The organism is Mycobacterium sp. IS-1590, from assembly GCF_001500025.1.
Lineage (GTDB): Bacteria > Actinomycetota > Actinomycetes > Mycobacteriales > Mycobacteriaceae > Mycobacterium.
In genome coordinates this window covers 143,225-159,983 of record NZ_LQIW01000049.1, presented here as the reverse complement: position 1 = coordinate 159,983, position 16,759 = coordinate 143,225, and the positions used below count along the sequence as shown (strand labels likewise).

Annotated in this window: 8 protein-coding genes; 2 read left to right on the top strand and 6 right to left on the bottom strand. The window is 69.3% G+C overall.

Going from position 1 to position 16,759, the window contains the following annotated elements:
- Positions 1-232 precede the first annotated feature (232 nt).
- Positions 233-1,969, bottom strand: a complete 1,737-nt coding sequence (locus AU197_RS23110) for an ABC transporter ATP-binding protein (protein ID WP_064405996.1) — start codon at positions 1,967-1,969, stop codon at positions 233-235.
- Positions 1,966-3,792: an ABC transporter ATP-binding protein gene (locus AU197_RS23105; RefSeq protein ID WP_064405815.1), complete on the bottom strand. Its 1,827-nt coding sequence runs from the start codon at positions 3,790-3,792 to the stop codon at positions 1,966-1,968. The genes AU197_RS23110 and AU197_RS23105 overlap by 4 nt, the downstream gene beginning before the upstream one ends.
- 122 nt (positions 3,793-3,914) lie before the next feature.
- Here AU197_RS23105 and AU197_RS23100 point away from each other — a divergent pair, with 122 nt between their 5' ends.
- Positions 3,915-4,775 (top strand): LLM class F420-dependent oxidoreductase, encoded by an 861-nt coding sequence (locus AU197_RS23100; RefSeq protein WP_064405813.1) that lies wholly within the window; start codon positions 3,915-3,917, stop codon positions 4,773-4,775.
- Here the strand turns inward: AU197_RS23100 and AU197_RS23095 are convergent.
- The gene (locus tag AU197_RS23095; RefSeq protein ID WP_064405811.1) at positions 4,767-8,255 is read right to left on the bottom strand and encodes a non-ribosomal peptide synthetase; all 3,489 of its coding nucleotides are present in this window, start codon (positions 8,253-8,255) and stop codon (positions 4,767-4,769) included. The genes AU197_RS23100 and AU197_RS23095 overlap by 9 nt on opposite strands.
- 102 nt (positions 8,256-8,357) lie before the next feature.
- Between AU197_RS23095 and AU197_RS23090 the strand changes: the two genes are divergently transcribed.
- The gene (locus AU197_RS23090; protein WP_064405809.1) at positions 8,358-10,040 is read left to right on the top strand and encodes a (2,3-dihydroxybenzoyl)adenylate synthase; all 1,683 of its coding nucleotides are present in this window, start codon (positions 8,358-8,360) and stop codon (positions 10,038-10,040) included.
- Between the two features lie 78 nt (positions 10,041-10,118).
- Here the strand turns inward: AU197_RS23090 and AU197_RS23085 are convergent, their stop codons facing one another.
- The 3 genes from AU197_RS23085 to AU197_RS23075 form a co-directional block, all read right to left on the bottom strand.
- Complete coding sequence (locus AU197_RS23085; protein WP_064405808.1) at positions 10,119-15,302, bottom strand: type I polyketide synthase; 5,184 nt, start codon at positions 15,300-15,302, stop codon at positions 10,119-10,121.
- 182 nt (positions 15,303-15,484) lie between these two features.
- A complete protein-coding gene (locus AU197_RS23080; RefSeq protein ID WP_064405805.1) occupies positions 15,485-16,192 on the bottom strand; it encodes an anti-sigma factor family protein in 708 nt (235 codons plus the stop codon).
- A complete protein-coding gene (locus tag AU197_RS23075; protein WP_064405804.1) occupies positions 16,189-16,704 on the bottom strand; it encodes a sigma-70 family RNA polymerase sigma factor in 516 nt (171 codons plus the stop codon). Before AU197_RS23075 ends, AU197_RS23080 begins: the two co-directional genes overlap by 4 nt.
- Positions 16,705-16,759 lie beyond the last annotated feature (55 nt).

Below are 16,759 nucleotides of genomic sequence, written 5' to 3'. Positions count from 1 at the left end.
GGGGCGGCGTCCAAGACCGGGCAGCTGCGCTGAGCGGGCCTGCGATTCCGCGGTGAAAGCACCCATGAATTCCTCCGTGTGATTAGCGCAGGCTGTCCTAAATCGGAAGTGAGGTTACCCTATCCTTCACCGCCCGGGCACGCCTACGTCGCCCCTGCGCTCAGGGGCATTCCGGTGCTGTCTCGTTCGGCACTTCGCCTAGCTGTACCAGGCCTGACGTGCGCGAACGCGGCTACCCGTCCGCGGCGGCCATCACCCATCCGCTGGCGGCGACGCGTTGGTTCCAGAACTGTGCGTACTGGCCGCCGCGCGCCATCAGCTCGGAGTGGCTGCCCTGGTCCTCGACGGTGCCGTCAGCGGAGAGCACCACGATGTTGTCGGCGGCGGTGACCGTGGACAGCTTGTGTGCGATCACGATGACCGTGCTGTGTCGTGCCAGCGTCCGGATCGACTCGGCGACATGATGTTCGTTCTCGGGGTCCAGCGCGCTGGTCGCCTCGTCGAACAGCACGATGGGCGCGTTCTTGACCAGCGCCCGCGCGATCGACACCCGCTGCCGCTCGCCACCCGAGAGTGCCGAACCGCCTTCGCCCACCCGGGTCTGCCAGCCGTCGGGCAGGCGGTCCACGACCGACAACAGGCCAGCCGTTCGAGCCGCCTCCACGATGGCGGCGTCGTCGGCGTCGGGCCGACCGATGCGGATGTTCTCCCACAATGTGTCGTCGAACAGGTACACGTCCTGGAAGACCAGCGACAGTTGCGACATCAGGTCCGCGGTCAGCTGGTCGCGCACATCCACGCCCCCCACCCGGACCACGCCGCCGTCGACGTCGTAGAACCGCGCGATCAGCTTGGTGATCGTCGACTTACCCGAGCCGGACGGACCGACGAGTGCGGTCATGCTGCCCGGTTCGGCGACGAAACTCACGTCCGTGAGCACCTTGCGGCCCGAGTAGCCGAACGCGACGCGGTCGAGCTCGACTCGTCCGGGCGCCGCAAGAGCACTTGCTGTGGCCGGCTCCGCCAGGGACGGGGTGTCCAGGATCGAGGTGATGCGCTTGAGCTCCGCGGTCGCCAGCCTGACCGCGGACCCCAGTTCGGCCAGTTGCGACAGCGGTGAGGCGAACCGGGCGGCGAGCGCGAGGATCGCCACGAGCGTGACGGGATTGATGTCGCCGTGCACCGCGATCCACACACCCGCCGCGATCAGCGCCGAGAAAACCGCCTGCACCGCAACGCCGTTCAGCAGCAGCCCGGTGACCGACTGCCACAGGGCGGCGCGCCCGGCGCGGTGTTGGGTCTGCAGCGCGTCGCCCAGAGGCGTGTAGTCGGCTCCGGTGCGTCCGAAGGCCCGCAGCACGGGCTGGTACCGCGCGAACTCGATCACCCGGTTGTTGACCTCGATCGCCGCATCGTGGGTGCGCACCTCGGCACCCGCGATCAGCCGTGACGCGAACCGACCGCAGACCACCAGCAGCGCACCGCCGACCAGCGCGACCAGCCCGATCCGCCAGTCGAAGTAGAACAGCCCGACCACCACAGTCAACGCGCTGACGGTGTTGACCACCAGCGGCGTGACCAGGTTACCGCCGCTGGTGCCGACGAAAACCGTTCCCTTGACGGCGATTTGGGACACCTTGCCGACGGTCTCGCGGCTGAACCACCCCAGGGGCAGGGTCACCATGTGGTCACCGAGCCGGTGGTGCAGCAGCCGCATCGTGGTCAGCGCCATGCGGATCGCCAGTTTGGCTTGGACGTAGCTGAGCACCGACGCGACCAACACGGTGATAGCCATCAGCCCCAACCAGCGGCCGGTGGCGGCGTAGTCGCCGTCGAACAGCGTCACGGTCACCGGCACCAGAAGCAGCATCACCAGGCCGTGCAGGATGCCGTAGACGGTCACCACCGTCAGGAAGCTGAACATCCGGCCCCGCTGTGGGCCGAGGATCTGCAGAAAGCCCCGGATCATCGGGCCACCTCCCATTCCCGTGCGTGGTCTGCCGTGTACGACTGCCACATGCGCGCGTACCGGCCGCCGGCGGCGAGAAGTTCGTCATGCCTGCCTTGTTCGACGACGCGCCCCTGATCCAGCACCACCACAGTGTCGGCGGCGACGATCGAGCCCAGCCGGTGCGCGATGACCAGCACGGTGCGCCCGACGATGAGCCGCGACAACGCCTCTTGGATCTGGGCCTCCGAATCGGGGTCGGCGAACGCGGTCGCCTCGTCGAGCACCAGGATCGGTGTATCGGCCAGCACGGCGCGTGCGATGCTGACGCGCTGAGCCTCGCCGCCGGAGAAGTGCGCGTCCTCGTCGATGACGGAGTCGTAACCCCTTGGCAGCTGCAGGATTCGGTCGTGAATACGGGCGGCCTTGGCTGCGGCGATCACGTCGTCGTCGGTGGCGTCGGCGCGGCCGAGACGGATGTTGTCGGCCACGCTGATGCCGAGGAGTTGCACGTCCTGCAGCACGAACCCGACGTGCCGGTACAGCTCGGCAGGCGCAATGTCGCGGACGTCGACACCGCCGACGCGCACCGCGCCCGCGGTGACGTCATGAAAGCGCGGCACAAGGGTGGCCAGCGTCGACTTACCGCTGCCCGACGGTCCGACGAGCGCGGTGATGGTCCCGGCCGGGAGGGCGAGCGACACGTCGTGCAGGACGGTGTTCTCGCCGTCGTAGGAGAATCGGACGTCCTCGAATCGGATCGAATTGTCCTGCGGTACCTGGGGTTCACGCGCAACGGGGAGGACGGGTGTGTCCAGCAGACGCTGCAGGCGTCCGGCGGCCGCCGCGGCCTGGCGTTTGATGTGGGTGGAGTAGCCGACGGTCAGAACCGCCGCCGGGATGGTCACCGCGACCAGCGCCGAGCCCAGCACCTCGATCGGGCTGACCCAGCCGCTGCGCACGAACCAGTACCCGCCTGCCAGGTTGGCCAGCAGCAGCACCGGGGTGTCGATGAAGACCGACGACACGGCCTTGACCCGGACCAAGGGTCCGATCCATCCCGCGAAGCTCTCGTTGAATTCGTCGGCGGCGTCGGCGAAGCGCTTGTGCGCCTTGCCGGCCTGGCCGAACGTCTTGACCACCGACACGCCGGCGATGAACTCGACGATGGTGGCGCTGATGCGTTCGACCCCCCGGTCGAGCCGTTCCATCTGGGTTCGGGAGTCGCGCCCCAGCGCGAGGTAGATGCCGATGTAGAACGGGACGGTGGCCATTGCCAGCAGGCCCAGCCGCCAGTCGAGGTAGAAGCAGTAGATGAGCCCGAAAAGCGGGGTGGCCAGCGCTCCGGTGTTCTCTACGGCCGAATGGGCGACGAGGAAATGTAATTCGCCGACGTCGTTCTGGACGGCCTTGTTCACCTCGCCCGACGACTTGTCACCGAACCAGCCCAACGGCAACCGGCCCAGCTTGTCGACGATCCGCAGCCGCAATGACCGTTGCAGATCCACGTCGGCGAGGTGGGTGATCGTGAGGGCGGCACCGCCGGCAAGCGTGCGCACGAGCAGCGCGACGACCACGATGGCGACGACGGTCCAGAGCCTGGTGGTGTCCGGCGGTCCGTCGGCGAGCAGTGCACGGCCGATTTCCACGATGCCGATGAACGGCACGATCGTCGCCGCCGAGGCCAGCAGTTGGTACCGCTGTGCCCGCGACGAGCGGGCTCGGGTGGGGGCGAGCAGCTGCTGCAGCGCGAGCTTGTCGTAGGTGGCTGCCCGCTTGGCCGCGTCGGCCGCGGTTTCGGGAGTGCCCGTCTCGATGGCGGGCGCGGGTTGCACAGCGGTCATGCACCCTCCAGGTCTAGCGGTGGGTAAGGGTCGCCTAACCCTACCGGTCGCACGAGAGGCGCCGGTCGCTACGTAACGTGAAGGAGTCGGTTACGAGCTCACAGCTTTTGAAGGGATCGTTCATGGACCTGGCAGGCGTCGGTATCTGGAGTTCGCAGCTGCGCTACGGCGATCAGGGTCAAGCGGCCGAGGCGGCCGCGGAATTGGAGGAGCTCGGGTTCACCGCACTGTGGATCCCCGACGTCGGCGGGCCGGTCCTCGATTCGGTGGAGCACCTGCTCTCGGCGACCAAACGGGTGGTGATCGCCACGGGCATCCTGAACCTCTGGATGCACGAGCCCGCCGACGTGGCGGCGCGCTACGCGGCGTTGACCGAGAGCCACGGCGAGCGCTTCCTGCTGGGCATCGGGGTCAGCCACGCGCCGCTGATCGATTCGAAGGAACCGGGGCTCTACCGCAAGCCGCTGGCAGCGACCCGCAAGTACCTGGAAGCCATCGATGCGACCCCGCAGCCGGTTCCGCTCGCCAACCGGGTGCTCGCGGCCCTGGGCCCGAAGATGCTGGAACTGGCCGCGACCCGCGCGGGCGGAGCGCACCCCTACCTCGTCACCCCCGACCACACGCGCTACGCCCGCGAGCATCTGGGCGAGGGCCCGCTGCTGCTGCCCGAGCAGACCGTGCTGCTCACCACCGACCGCGACGAGGCGCGTTCGGTCGGGACCGATTGGCTGCGTTCGTATCTGGCGCTGCCGAACTACCGCAACAACCTGCTGCGGACGGGGTTCACCGAGGAGGACGTGGAGACGGTGAGCGACCGGTTGTTCGACGCGATCATCGCCTGGGGCGACGAACAGACCGTGCTGAACCGGGTCCAGCAGCACCTCGACGCCGGTGCCGACCACGTCTGTGTGCAGGTGCTGACCGCCGATCCGCGGGCGTTCCCGCGCGAGCAGTGGCGTCGGCTGGCCAGCTCCCTAGGCTGACGATTCGAGTTCGGACAGCACTTCGGCGCTGTCCATCTGCGCGACCTCCAAGTACACCTCGGCGACGGCGTTGAGTCGCTGGGCGTCGGGTTCGCGGCGCAGAAGTCGTTCGGCGAGTTTGGCGACGCACCGGGCGGCGAACATGTCGGTGACCAAGACCGTCGGGGTGTCCAGCCAGTCGCGCACCCGGGCGATCACCTGGGTGGCCATCACGGAATCCCCTCCGAGGGAGAAGAAGTCGTCGTCGACACCCACGCGGACGTCGTCGCCGACGTCGAGCACGTCTTCGACGATCGCCACCAATGCGGACTCCAACGGCGTGGCCGGCGCCCGATACTCCTGTGCGGCGGGTGGGTCCACGTCGGCCAGCAGGCGTGCCACGGCCTTGCGGTCGATTTTGCCGTTGACGGTGAACGGGATGTGATCAGCCACCGCAATGATCTTCGGAATCATGTGGGCGGGAAGGAGATCGGTCAAGGCCGCGGTGACCGTCCGCGCGTCGACCGTGGGATCGTCGGTGCGCACCAACGCCGCGAGCACATCGCGCTCACCGGGGAGCACGGCCGCCACCGCGGCGTCGATTCCGGCGACCCGCTTGAGGGCGGCCTCGACCTCGCCGAGTTCGATACGGTACCCGCTGATCTTGACTCGATGGTCGACACGGCCGACGAACTCCAGCGTCCCGTCGGGAAGGTAGCGGACGAGATCGCCGGTGCGGTACCAGGTTCGGCCCTCGTACTCGACGAACTTCTCGGCGGTCAGGTCCGGGCGCCCGCGGTATCCGCGGGCGATGCCGCGGCCGGTGAACCACAGTTCGCCGGGAACCCAGTCGGGGCAGTCCGAACCGTCGGCGGCCACCACCCGGCAGGCGTTGTTCGGGAAGGGGATGCCGTAGGGCACCGATGTCCAGTGCGCGGGCGGATCGTCGACCTCGCAGATCGTTCCGTGCACGGCCGTCTCGGTTGCGCCGCCCACGCCGGCGGCGCGGACGTTGGGGGCCGAGTTGCGCAGGGCCCGAATCAGTTCTGGCCGTACCCAGTCGCCGCCGAGCAGCACCACCCGTAAGCTGGTCAGCCGGTCGCCGCCGGCCTCGAGCAGCATGTCGAGCCATCCGGGCATCCAGTTGAGGAACGTCACGCCGTGCTGCTGGATCAACCGCGCCCAGGTGTCCGGATCGCGGCGCTGATCCTCGTCGACCACCACGACCGCGCCCCCCGCGCGCAGCAGCGCGAAAATCTCGAGCACCGACATGTCGGCTTCCAGCGAGGCCAGCGCCAGGCTGCGATCACCCCGGTGCAGCCCGAAATGGTCGGAGACGAACTCGACGGTGTTCATCACCGCGTCATGGGTGAGCTCCACTCCCTTGGGTTCACCGGTTGAACCCGACGTGAACAGCACGTAGGCAAGCGAGTTGGGGTCGGTCCGGGCGGGCTGCACGTCGGAGCTGGCGCGGGTGATCGCATCGGCGACGGTGATGACAGGTACGCCGGTGTGGTTCGTCTTCGCACCGCCGCACACCAGCACCGCGGCCACCGCGCTCGACTCGAGAATCCGCGCGGTCCGCTCGGCGGGCTGGTCTGCGCCGATCGGGAGATAGGCGGCGCCCGCGGCGAGGATGCCGAGCACGGCGGGGATCTGCTCGGCGCACTTGGGCCCGATCAGCGCGACGAGGTCACCGGGGCGAACACCGTTGTCGCGCAACGTCGCCGACACCCCCAGGGCGCGGTCGCGAAGTTCGGTGTAGGTCAGGTCGCCGTCGGGGCTGAACACCGCGGTGGCGTCGGGGTCGGCGAGCGCCCGGTTGAAGAATCCGTCGTGAATCGCTTCGCCGCTCGGCGGCGCCGTGGTGCTGTTGACCGCCCGCCGCACGGCTCGCTGCGTCTCGGGTACCGCCGACGGATCCGGAGCGTCCCAGGCGGCGTCGTCGGTTGCGAGCCGGGTCAGCTCGGCGAGGTGGTAGGCGAACATCGCGTCGGCAACGCCGGGCCGGAACGCGTCGACCCGCACATCCCAGTTGATCATCAGACCGTCGGCGAGCGGGGTCGCCTGCGCATCGATGAGCACCTGCGGGCCTTGCGAAATCGTCCACACCGGAGCCCCGAACTGGTCGGTGACCTCGCCGGCGAAGAGATCGCCGAGCCCCAGTGCGCTGGTGTAGACGATCGGTGCCAGCACCTGGTGACCGCGGTGGCGTCCGAGGTCGCGCAACACCGACAGGCCCGAGTATCTCGAGTGCCGCGCGGTGTGGTGCAGGGTCTCCTGCACGGCGCGCGCCCGCTGCGCGGGCGTTCGGGCTTCGGTGAGGTCGATGTCGAGCATCAACGACGAGGTGAAGCAGCCCACGAGCTTCTCGACGTCGGGATGGAACGGTTCACGGCCGAACATCGGCAGGTTCAGCAGGAACCGCGAACCGCTCGACCAGCGTGCCAGGGCATTGGCATACGACGCCCCGACCGCCATCGCGGGCGTGATGCCACGGCGGTGCGCGGCGGCGAACAAGGCGTCGCGGGTCGCGACGTCGAAGATGTGCCACAGCCGGACGCTGCGCCGGGGGTCGTCCTGTTCGGCTGGCGGGATCAGCGGCAGCGCAGGCGATTCGGGAAGTTCGGGGATGCGCTCGGCCCACCACCGCACATCCTCGTCGGAGGGGCCCGGATCGGACGCGGATAGCGCGGCGCGGTACTCCCGGTAGGTGTATCCCAGGTCGGGAAGCTCGCCACCGCGGTAGAACACCGCGAGGTCGGCCATGAACTTGCGGTAGCTCACCGCGTCGGCGGCGTTCATGTCCATGTCGACGTGCAGCCGGGTGCGGCCGTCGGGACACAGCGACAAACTCAACTCGAGCACGTCGCCGTCGAGGATCTGGTGCGATTTCTCGTGCCGGATGGACTCGAGTCGCTGCTCGGCGGCGTCGGCGTCCAGATCGCGCAGGTCGTAGACCGTCACGGGCAGGCCGCGGTCACCGATCCGCTGGGTACCGTCTGGAAGGATCTCGACACGCAACATCGGGTGGCGTGCAACGAGTTTCGTGGCCGCCAGCCGCAACTGCTCGGGGTCGACGCCGGCGCCGTCGAACTCGACGTACAGGTGCGCGGCCACCCCGCCGAGTTGCTGATCGTCGTTGCGGCCCAACCACATCGCGTGCTGCATGGGCGCCAGTGGGAAGGGTTCGCTCTCGTCGCCGGCCGGCGCGGTGTGGGCTGGCGGCTCGGCTTCGCCGCCACCGGACCGCTCGGCGACCAGCGCCGACCACGCCGAGACGGTCGGGTTCTCCGCGAGAGCGGCGAAGTTGATGTCCATGCCCTGCTTGCGCCACCGACCGGACAGCGACATCATGCGGATCGAGTCGAGTCCCGAGGCGATCAGGTCGGCGTGCGGGTCGACCTCGTCGGGGCTCACCCCGAGCAGCTCGGCAACCTCCTCGCGGACGGTGCGATCGGTCGTTCGCTCTGTCGACGAACCAGTCTCACCCACACCCACGACGTGCCCTCCAGATTAGTACAGGCTGCCCTAACTAACGCGGGGCACGCTACCTTATACGCGACGTACCCAACACACCTACCCCAAGGGGTCGCATCCTTTATGAGCACCGGTTTCGAGCAGCGCCCACACAAAGATCAGCCGCTTCACGGTGGCGGGCTCGGCGACCTCTGGACGGGTTTCGCACCCTTCCCCGCAGACCGCGCCGACGAGTACCGTCGCGCGGGCTACTGGACCGACGAACCCCTCGAATCGATCCTGACCGATGCGGTTGCGACGTGGCCCGATCGGACCGCGGTGATCGACGAGCACGTCAGCTACACGTTCGCCGAACTCGATGCCCGTGCCGACCGGATCGCGGCGGCGCTGGCCGACCGCGGCGTCGCCCCCGGCGACCGCATGCTGCTGCAGCTCCCGAACACCTGCGAGTTCGCGGTGGCGCTGTTCGGTGTGCTGCGGGCGGGTGTCGTGCCGGTGATGTGCCTGCCGGGACACAGGTCCGCGGAGCTGAACCATTTCGCCGCGGTCAGCGGTGCGGTGGGCCTGATCGTGCCCGATTCGGTCGGCGGCTTCGACTACCGCGAGCTCGCCGAGGAGCTCGTCCGAGACAATCCCGCGCTGCAGCACGTGTTCGTCCACGGAGACCCGGGGTGGTTCCAATCCTGGTCTGCGCTGGCCGATTTCGACGGTCCACTGCCCGAACTGCCGCCCGTCGACCCCGATGCGCCGGCCCTTCTTCTGGTGTCCGGTGGCACCACGGGTCTGCCGAAGCTCATCGCCCGGACCCACAACGACTACCTCTACACCGCCAGGGCCAGTGCGCGGGAGTGCCGTCTCACCGGCGACGACGTCTACCTCGTGGTGTTGCCCGCCGGACACAACTTCCCGCTGGCGTGCCCGGGAATCCTGGGGTCGATGACCGTCGGCGCGACATCGGTGTTCACCACCGACCCGAGCCCTGAGGCCGCGTTCGCGCTGATCGATCGGCACAACGTCACGGTGACCGCGTTGGTCAACGCGCTGGCCAAGGTGTGGACCCAGGCGTGCGAATGGGAGCCGGTGCTGCCGACGGGGCTGCGGCTCGTCCAGGTCGGCGGTTCGCGCATGACACCGCAGGAGGCCGAGTACATCCTGTCCGGGCTCACGCCGGGGCTGCAGCAGATCTTCGGCATGGCCGAGGGCATGTTGAACTTCACCCGACCCGGCGATCCCGTCGACGTCGTGGTCAACACCCAGGGCAGGCCGATGTCGCCGCACGACGAGATGCGCGTCGTCGACGAGTCCGGCGCGGAGGTGGCGCCCGGTGAGGAGGGCGAGCTGCTCGTGCGCGGCCCCTACACGCTCAACGGCTATTACCGCGCCGACGAGGCCAACGCGCGTTCGTTCACCCCGGACGGCTTCTACCGCAGCGGTGACCGCGTGCGGATATTCGCCGACGGTCCACGCGCCGGCTACGTCGAGGTGACCGGACGCATCAAGGACGTCATCCACCGCGGCGGTGAGACGGTGTCGGCGTCGGACCTCGAAGAGCATCTGTTCGCCCACCCGGCGGTCTACACCGCGGCGGCGGTGGCGCTGCCCGACGAGTTCCTCGGCGAGAAGATATGCGCCGCTGTCGTGTTCAAGGGCGCCCCGATCACCCTGGCCGAGCTCAACCAGTTCCTCGACGAGCGGGGTGTGTCGGCGCACTGCAGGCCCGACGTGCTGGTGCCGCTGCCCACGCTGCCCAAGACCGCGGTCGGCAAGGTCGACAAGAAGAAGGTGGTCGCGCAGTTGACGTCGTGAGCGCCGTCGACCGCCGAAGCTGAAGATCTGCAGCAAGACTCGGCGACTGCTCGAGCAAAACTTCAGTCTCGGCGGGGTTCAGGACACCTCCACCGTCTCCGCACACTCCGATGCGTCGAGCAGCTCGACGAGGCGTTCGGAGACCGCCGCCGCCGTCGGGTACTCCCACAGAAGTGTCGGCGGCAACGACAACCCGGTCTGCTTCTCCAGTTGCTTGAGCAGCCCGACCGTCATGATCGAGTCCACACCGACCTCCACCAGCGGCAAACCGGTGTCGACGTCGGCCTCGGCCACGCCCAGCTGTGCGGCTACGGCGGCGGTGACGACCTGGGCCACGCGTTCGGGGTCGGCGTCCACCAGGCTCACCTCGGGTGTGTCCCCGCCCTCGGGAGCGTCGAGTTCCGTCGGCGCCACGTCGGCCAGCATCGGTACCGAAGCTGCAGCCGGAAGAAGCGGTAGCACAACGATATTCGGATCGTCGTGGCGCATCGCCAGGTCGAGTGCCCGCATCGCCTCGTCGGCCCCGACGGTGTCCATGCCGAGTGCGTCCAGTTGGGCCGCCACGAAGCCCGACGTCGAGCCCATGCCGAGGCCCCGCCACGCCGTCCAGGCGACGCTGACGGTGCGGTCTCCGAGAGCGCGCCGGTGGCGCGCCATTCCGTCGAGGAACGAGTTCGCGCACGCGTAGGCCCCCTGGCCCGGGAAGCCCGCGAGGTAACCGCACGACGAGAACAACACCAGCCAGTCCAGCTGTTCGGGCGGGAACACCTCGTGAAGGGTCAGCGTCCCGTCGACCTTGGGACGCATCGCCGCGGTGAAGTCCTCGGGCGTGGTGTTGACCAGCAGCGCACCCGCCTCGACGCCGGCGGCGTGGATCACGCCGCGCACCGGGGGCAGATCGCGCAGCACGCTGCGCAGTTCGTCGGCCGCCCCTGGCGCGGCGATGTCCAACGCCGCCACGCGCACGGACACACCTCGCTCCTCGAGCGCGGTGACCGTGTGGACCAGGTCCGAATCCGGTTGCCACTCGGAACGATCAGGCATGCCGCTGCGGGACAGCAACACCAGTCGCCGCGCACCGATGTCGGCAAGACGCTGCGCCATTCGCAAACCCAGCGCACCGGTTCCGCCGGTGATGACATAGGTGCCACCGGCCGAGCACTGCATCGGCGCTGCCGTCCCCCGGCCCGCCGCCGACAGTCGCGCCGAGGCGGCCGCACCGTCACGGAACACCACGACCGGATGGCCCTGCACCGAGGAGAGGACGCCGACGGGGAGCTCGGCAGTCGCCACGTCGATCACCCCGCCGAAGATCTTCGGGTGTTCGGCGGCCGCGACCCTGGCCAGACCCCACAGCGGCGCGTGCACCACGTTCGCGCCCTCGTACACGCCCTGCGTGAGCACCCACATCCGCGCCTTGGCCCCGTGGTCGAGCAGCACACGAAGCGTCTGCGTCACCACACCGACCGACTGCTGCGCTGTGTCGTGCCCGCTCGGTAGCACCAGCACGATGGTGTCGCGGTCGAACAACTCTGCCGCAGAGGCGATCTCGGTCGCATCGTCATAGTGCGTGTAGGGCACCTCGACGGCCGACAGGTGCCGCGTCACGAACTCGTGCGTGGCGGCGTCTCCGCCGACGATCGCGACCGCCCTGGGCCGGCTGTCGGCCTGCCACGGCACCGAGTGCCACGAGAGCCGGTGCAGCATCCGGGAAACGTCGCTGCCGGAGGGGTTTTCGAGTTGCTCGAACGACATGCCCGTCAGTGACGCGAGGACCTTGCCGGACTCTTCGGCGAGCAGCACATCGGTCGTGGTGGTACCGGGCCTGCGCCGAACATGCAGCAGCGCCACGGCGGGAGGCCGGCCGTGTACCTGCACGCGGTCGACGTGGGCGGGCATCCGCAGGCGCGGCGGCCCGTCGAACACGGTGGAGGCCGCCGAGGTAGCCGCGTCCAGCAACGGAGCCCAGGTGTCCGGCGGTGTACGGTCGCCGCGTGCGGCGACCCTGGCGAGCAGTTCGCCCTCGCCGCCGTGCAGGTCGAAAATCTCCCAGTCGAATCCCATCGCGGCCACACCCAGTGTCGCGAGCGTGTCCACGATGTGATTCGGCGGCAACGGATCACGGCAGCCGTCGCGAACGGACGACTCGTCGAGCACCTCTCCGAGCAGATCCTCGATGTCGTCGTCGGCCGCGACCACCGCACTGCTGTGGGTCAACCAGCCGCCGTCGACGGCGTCCTCGTCGTCGTCGACGAGCCGCGTGGCCAGCGTCAGCCCGCGGTCCTGCAGCACCACCTGGACGTCGCGTGCGCGTCCCGGCGCCACCGGGGTGCGCAACCGGACGTCGACGAGGTCCCGGCCGGCGCGGTCACAGCGCGTGTCCAGCTCGTCGGCCGCGCCGAGGAAGGTGTTGATGATGACGGCGGCGGGCACGATCTCGGTGCCCTTCACCGGATGGTCACCCGGGTAGGGACGGGAGTCCAGATCCACGCGCGTCTGCCACATCTTGGAAGCCACCGCGCCGGTCACCTCGATGCGACCGCCGAGCAGGGTGTGGGAGTCGACGTCGTGCACACCCCGCCCGCCGGGCGGAGGAGTGGGAGTGCGCCAGAAGCGGCGGTGCTGCCACTGCGTCACCGGCAGATCGGCCGCCCAGGACGCCGACGACCGCCGGTGCTCGACCGGTGCACCGTGGCAGTGCAGCGCCGCGACCGCCGTTGCCACCGAATGCATCTGCGGGCGATCACGACGTAACAGCGGGACGACGGCGTGTTGGTCGGCACCGGCTGTGGTGAGCGTCTCGACGATCGAGTGCGCCACCACCGGATGTGCCGACACCTCGAGGAACAGCCGTTGTCCGTCCTCGATGGCCGCCGAAACGGCTTCGGCGAACCGCACCCGGTCGCGCAGGTTGGCCACCCAGTAGCGCTGATCGCGTGGCGCCGCCGAGCGGGGATCGGCCAATGCCGTTGTGTAGAGCGCAACCTCGGGTGTGCGTGACGGCGGCAGCGAAGCGGTGAGGCGTCCGAGCTCATCGGTCAGCGCGTCCATGGCGGGGCTGTGGAAGGCGACGTCGGTATTGACGCGGCGGACCATGAAGCCTTGCTCGGTCCACTCCCGGCAGACGTCGTCGACCGCAGCGATCGTGCCGGATATCACCGTCGACTCCAGCGACGCGCTGATCGCCGCCACCACGTCGGTCCGCCCGGCCAGCCGGCGCTCGGCCTCGGCGAACGGGAGCCGCACGAGCGCCATCGCACCCTTGCCCATCACCGACCGGAAGCCGCGGGCGCGGTAACACGCCACCGCGGCGCCGACGGTGAGATCGAAAACCCCTGCGATGACACATGCCGCGACCTCGCCGACCGAGTGTCCGATCACCGCGGCCGGGGCAACGCCGCGCGCCCGCAGCATCGCGGCCAGACCCACCTGCATCGCGAACGTCAGCGCCTGCACCTGGTCGGTCCCGCCCAGCTCGCCGGTGGTCAGCGCCTGGCGCGCCGAGAACCCCAGCTCCGCGGTGAACACCGGGTCGATCGCGTCGATCACCGCGGCGAATTCCGGTGCCGCCGTGAGCAGTTCGCCCCCCATACCGGCCCAGTGCGAGCCGTGGCCGGAGAACACCCAGACCGCGCCGTTGGCCGCGGCCGGCAGCACCGTGCCCGTCACCACGGAGGGGTCGGGGACGTCTTCGGCCAGTGCCGTCAACGCGGCGGCCGCACCGTCGGTGTCGTCGGCCACGACGGCGGCCCTGGCCGGTTCGTGCGAGCGCCGCGTCCACAGCGCCGTCGCGACGTCCTCGATGGGCGTTGGGTGATCGCGCAGGTGATCGGCGAGCGCGCCCGCCTGCGTGCGTAACCGCGCGACATTGCGCGCCGAGACGGGAATGATCGCCGGAAGTTGTTGGGCCGGTGAGCGTTTCTCGGACCGTTGCGCGGCAGGCGCCTCCTCGAGGAGCACATGGGCGATGGTTCCGCCGTAGCCGTAACTGCACACCGCGGCCCGCCGCGGCGCACCGTCGGAACTGTCCCAGGGCTCGACCCGCGTCGGGACCCGCAGCCCGCTGTTGGCCCAGTCGATGGCCGGAGTCAACGAGGTGAGGCCCGCCGTCGGCGGGATGGTCCGATGATGTAGCGCCAGCGCGGCCTTGATGAGTCCCACCACTCCGGCACCGCCTTCGAGGTGGCCCACGTTGGGCTTCACCGACCCGATTCGGCACGGCGCATCGGCGGGCCGATCAGCGCCGTAGACCGACGCGAGCGCCCCGACCTCGGTGGGGTCACCGGAGGGTGTGCCGGTGCCGTGCGCCTCGACGAAGCCGACGCTCGCGGGTGCGATGCCGGCGAATCGGCATGCGCGCCGGAACATGTCGGCCTGCGCGTCGCCGTTGGGCGACATGATGCCGACGGTGCGCCCGTCCTGCGCCACCGCGCCGCCCCGCACGACCGCGTACACGTGGTCGCCGTCGCGCAGTGCGTCGGCCAGCCGCTTGAGCACCACCACGCCGGCACCTTCGCCGCGCCCGTAGCCGTCGGCCGAAGCGTCGAAGGTCTTGCACCTGCCGTCGGGCGCGGTCGCGCCCGCCACGTCGAGCACCCGGGTCAGACCCGGTCCGATCAACGCGCTGACCCCGCCGGCCAGCGCCAGCGACGTCTCACCGGCATTGAGCATCTGGCATGCCTGGTGCACCGCGACCAGCGAGGCCGCGCACGCCGCGTCCAGGGCGACGCTGGGGCCGCGCAGGTCGAGCAGGTGCGAGACGCGGTTGGCGATGCCGCACAGCGACGTGCCGATGCCGGTCCACGCTTCGATACCCGGCAGATCCTCCATGATCAGCTTGCCGTAGTCGTCAGAGTTCACGCCCATGAGCACCGCGGTATCGCTGCCCGCCAACGACTTCGGCGGAACGCCCGCGTGTTCGAGCGCCTCCCAACTCACCTCGAGCGCCAGCCGCTGCTGGGGGTCCATCAGCTCCGCTTCGCGCGGCGAGACGCCGAAGAACTCCGCGTCGAATCCGGCCAGGTCATCGAGGAACGTTCCCCACCGCGTGACGTCCTTGAGCACCGCGGCGTTGCGGGGATCGCGCTGAAGATACGGCTCCCAGCGCTCGGCCGGAATCTCGCGGACGTCGCTGCCGCCGTCGAGAAGGAAGTTCCAGAACTGTTCCGGGGTGCCGATCGCACCGGCCACGCGGCAACCGATCCCGATGATCGCGACCGCGTCGGGGCGTACGGATTCGTCGGATGGGGCGTTATCGGTCACGTCAGCCGAGTCCCGAAGCCTGGATAGCCTTGCCTAAGAAGCCACACGCCATGGCGGCCATACTCGCATAACTGCGCTCATTTGTGGAACCTACGCAGGGCTGATCGACGTGGCGCCGATCACGTTCGAATCAGCTTGCCGCGACGTCAATCCCCGACGTCAGGGCCGCCGAACCCGAACCGTCACAAGGTGCGGACGGCGAGCGGTTCGTCGCTGCCCGACACCCGGATGTCGATGCTGGCGATCTCCGCGGTGGGGATGCTCGTCGCCGCGGACAACCCGGTCGCCTCGTCCCCCGCCGGACGCCACGAACCCACGGCCGTCTGGACGCCGTCGCGCGTGGTCACCACGATGTCGTAGCTGTCGACGTCGCGGGCCCAGTCCTTGGTGTACTCGCAGGCCCAATTGAGCTCGGTGCCCCACTTCTTCTCGGTCACCGCCAGCTGCGCGGTCAGGCCCTGACGCTGGCCGGGCTGCATCGGCTCCATCGCCACCGTCTGCACCGACGAGGTGCGGGGGAAGACCGTGGCGCCCACGACGCCGCCGAGGACCGCCAGGGCCGCGGCCACCGCGACGGTCGCCGCCAGGATCGAGCGCCGGGAGCGCCGTTGCCGTTTGGCGGCGGCCTGCGCCAGCGAGGCGACGTCAGCGGGGTGATCGACAGCGGACCCCTCGTCCGCATCGATCAGCGCCGCGGCCTCCTCACGGCTGAGCGCGGCCAGCATCGCGGGCATCTCGGCCAGGTCGTCCAACTCGGCGGCGCGCGCCGGGTTCGCGGCCAGGTAGTCCTCGTAGGCACGGCGATCCTCCGGGCTCAACGCGCCGAGCACGTAGGCGGCATCCCATTCGGCGAGGTCGGTGACGGGTGTCCGATCGAACTTGTCGCTCATTGGACCACCCCCCTTTCCTGCAGCGCCATTCGCAACGCCCGCAACGCGTAATGGAGCCTGGACTTGACGGTGCCCGGTGCGATCCGCTCGTGCTCGGCGATGTCAGCGACAGTTTGCCCGAAATAGTAGGCGCGCACGATCGCGGTGCGGTGCGCGGCGCTCAACGATTTCAGCGCATCGGCCAGCACCCACTTGTCGACCGCGGGCCCGATCGCGTCGAGCGAGGGCCGTTCGGGAAGGTCATCGGTCTGCAGTTCCCGGCTGAAGCGCGCGCTGCGCCGGTCGTCGATGACGAGGTTGCGTGCGACGACGAACAGCCATGCCCGCGCGGCGTCGCCCGGCTGTTGCAGGATCTCGGGTTTGCGCCATAGCCGAAGCAGCGCTTCCTGCACCACGTCCTCGGCGAACGGCATGTCGCCGCGTGTCAGCCGCAGAACGTATCGCAGCAGCGCCTGGCTGTGTTCGTCATGGATCGCGCGCAGCAACTCGGCCTGCGCGGGGTCAGGAGTCATCGCTCATCCACCGCAGTCGTCATCGCTGATCACAACGACATCCACCCGACAATCG